Source organism: Methanolapillus africanus, assembly GCF_032714475.1.
GTDB lineage: Archaea > Halobacteriota > Methanosarcinia > Methanosarcinales > Methanosarcinaceae > Methanolapillus > Methanolapillus africanus.
Genome location: NZ_JAWDKD010000001.1, coordinates 1 through 2974, shown reverse-complemented (window position 1 = coordinate 2974; position 2974 = coordinate 1). Strand labels below are relative to the sequence as shown.

At 50.9% G+C, this 2974-nt stretch carries 1 rRNA gene; it reads right to left on the bottom strand.

The features are described from left to right. A 23S ribosomal RNA gene (locus MsAg5_RS00005) occupies positions 1-2919 on the bottom strand; the annotation flags it as partial. Positions 2920-2974: the final 55 nt, after the last annotated feature.

Below are 2974 nucleotides of genomic sequence, written 5' to 3'. Positions count from 1 at the left end.
TGGAACGGACAATTAGTGAACGCGGACTTAACACCTCGTTGCCTTGATGCTTACATCCCGTTTCTATTGACCTCATCTTTTATGAGTGTCCTTATTGATGTCTCTTTTTGAGTTTGATTTCGAGCTTAGATGCGTTCAGCTCTTATTCATTTGCGCGTGGCTGCCCTGCGTTGCCTTGTCAGACAACAGGTAGACTAGTGGCGCCGTTGCTCTGTTCCTCTCGTACTAAAAGCAACTTACCCTCAGACATCGGGCACTTCCGGTAGATAGTAACCAACCTGTCTCACGACGGTCTAAACCCAGCTCACGATCTCCTTTAATAGGCGAACAACCTCACCCTTGGCCGCTGCTGCACGGCCAGGATGGAAAGAACCGACATCGAAGTAGCAAGCTGCCGGGTCGATATGTACTCTTGCCGGCAACGACACAATTATCCCCAAGGTAACTTTTCTGTAGTTTTTGGCCCGCACCAAGCGGGCTCAAAAGTTCGCTAGAACCGACTTTCGTCTCGTCATTCCTTGTTGTGCGAAATAACGTCAGGCTGACTTATGCTCTTGCACTCTTCAGTGAGTTTCCGACCCACTTGAGTCAACCATTGCGCACCCTTGATATCTTTTCAAGGGCGTCCCGCCCCAGGCAAACTGCCCACCTATCGGGGTCCTCTGATTCAGAGTTAGAATCGTAATTCCAAAAGGGTAGTGTCCCACTTTCGGCTCCACGGATGCTGGCGCACCCGCTTCGACGCCTCCTACCTACACTGTACATTCGAAATCACAATTCAGCGACAGGCTGCAGTAAAGCTCTATGGGGTCTTCACTTCCCCCCGGAAGTCTCATGACTGTGCACATGAAAGTAAGCTTCACCGGATTCCAGTTTGGGACAGTAGAGCTCTCATTGATCCATTCATGCAAGTCGCCAATTAAGCGACAAGGTACTACGCTACCTTAAGAGGGTCATAGTTACCCCCGCTGTTTACGGGCCCTTCGTTCCGTTGAACCGGAGGTTGAGGTACCCGCACTGAGCAGGATTCAGAGATCGTACTCATCCTTACGGATTTGCGATCTCCTATGTTGATATTAGACAGTTGGAGCTCCCTGGTCACTGCGACCTGCTGTCTTCACAGCAGGCACTCCTTCTCCCGAAGTTACGGAGCTAATTTGCCGAATTCCCTAAACTGAATTACTCCGTCACGCCTTAGCCTTTTCAGCTAGGGGCACCTGTGTCGGATCTCGGTACGGTCGTTTGACACCCTTTTCACGGGCTCATGGGTGCAACCGGCTTTCGTCATCACACATTCGCAAACTTCTCGCCATGACGGCTCTCCATTCGTTTCAATGCTTAAACGGCGCGACAGCGCCGCCCGGTCTTCCCTTAAGCGTCAGGATTATTTGTCAACGGTACAGGAATATTAACCTGTTTCCCAATTCGACGTACTCGTGTTACGGTACGTCTTAGGACCGACTAACCCTCGGCTGATGATCATTGCCGAGGAAACCTGGCCCCTTCGGCGGTTGGGATTTTAACCCAACTATGCTGCTACTATTACCAGGATTTTCGTTTGCGCACGGTCCACAGGACCTCACGGCCCTGCTTCTGCCCGAACGCAACGCCCTCCTACGAGATTACCTTTTACGGTACTCCATGGTATCGGTGGTCGGCTTAAGCCCCGTCAATTTTCGGGGCCCCAAACCTCGACTGGTGATCTGTTACGAACTCTTTAAAGGGTAGCTGCTTCTAAGCTAACCTTCCAGCTGTTTTGGGCTTGGGACGCCCTTTAGTGTTTACACTGAGCCGACACTTCGGGACCTTAACCATGGGCAGGGTTGTCTCCCTTACGCACTACAAGCTTACCCCAGCAGTGCGGACTCCGGCCATCTACGGTGTGGGTGGGTTTGGAGTTTGACAGGGGAGCGAAGAATTTCTTCCCCGGATTCCCCAATCAGTGCTCTACTCCACCAACGACCTCAAGCCAGGTCATGCTGCGACATGTTTCGGAGGGAACCAGCGGATGCCGGGCTAGATTAGCATTTCACTCCGAGACGTGGATCACGTGAATGATTTGCAGATCAATACCACTTGCGGTCCTCCACGCGGCTTTCGCTACGCTTCAACCTGTCCACGCCTAGATCGCCCGGCTTCGGGTCTTATCCCGGTGACTCCGCGCACTTGTATACGCCGTGCCTCATCTTACGATTGCGCACTTGTTGCTTTCGCTTTGGCTTCTTAAACGATTAATTAGCCTTCGCCACCAAGATAAACTCCCTGGCCCGTTCTTCAAAACGTAGGATATGACGCCGGCAGTTTCGCTCGTACACAAGCCTCGCGGCTTTTTCCTTCGCGAAAAAGATCCTTTCGCGCCATATCGTTCCATAACCAACAGGTTTCAGGCACTTTTTACCTCCCTTCTCGGGGTACTTTTCAGCGTTCGGTCACCCTACTAATTCGCTATCGGACTCAAGAGGTATTTAGTTTTAGAGATTGGTGTTCCCTTTATTCACGCGAGATTTCCGACCCACGCTACTCAGGATCTGGCTTTTTTCCTTTTATGTTCACCGACGTGACTATCACACTCTGCGGTCTGCCGTTTCAGGCAAGTTTGGTTCCATAAGATGGGAAAAATACAGCCGTCCATAAACCACATCTCCGTCTTATTCCTAAAACGGATTCAGTTTGAACTCTGCCGTGTTCAATCGCCTTTACTAGCGGCATCTCATTTGATTTCTTTTCCTGCCCCTACTAAGATGTTTCAATTCGGGGCGTTCCTGATCATGACTGATCGATGCTTTGCATCAAGATTCCCATTCGGATATCTCTGGTTCATTGGCTCCTTGCGCCTACCCAGAGCTTTTCGCAGCTTGGCACGTCCTTCATCAGCCCTTGAGCCGAGCCATCCACCTGTTGGCGTTATACCAGCACAAACCGTTTCTTCAGTTAGCGTCTGATATAACCAAAACATTATTCTCACACACCGGTT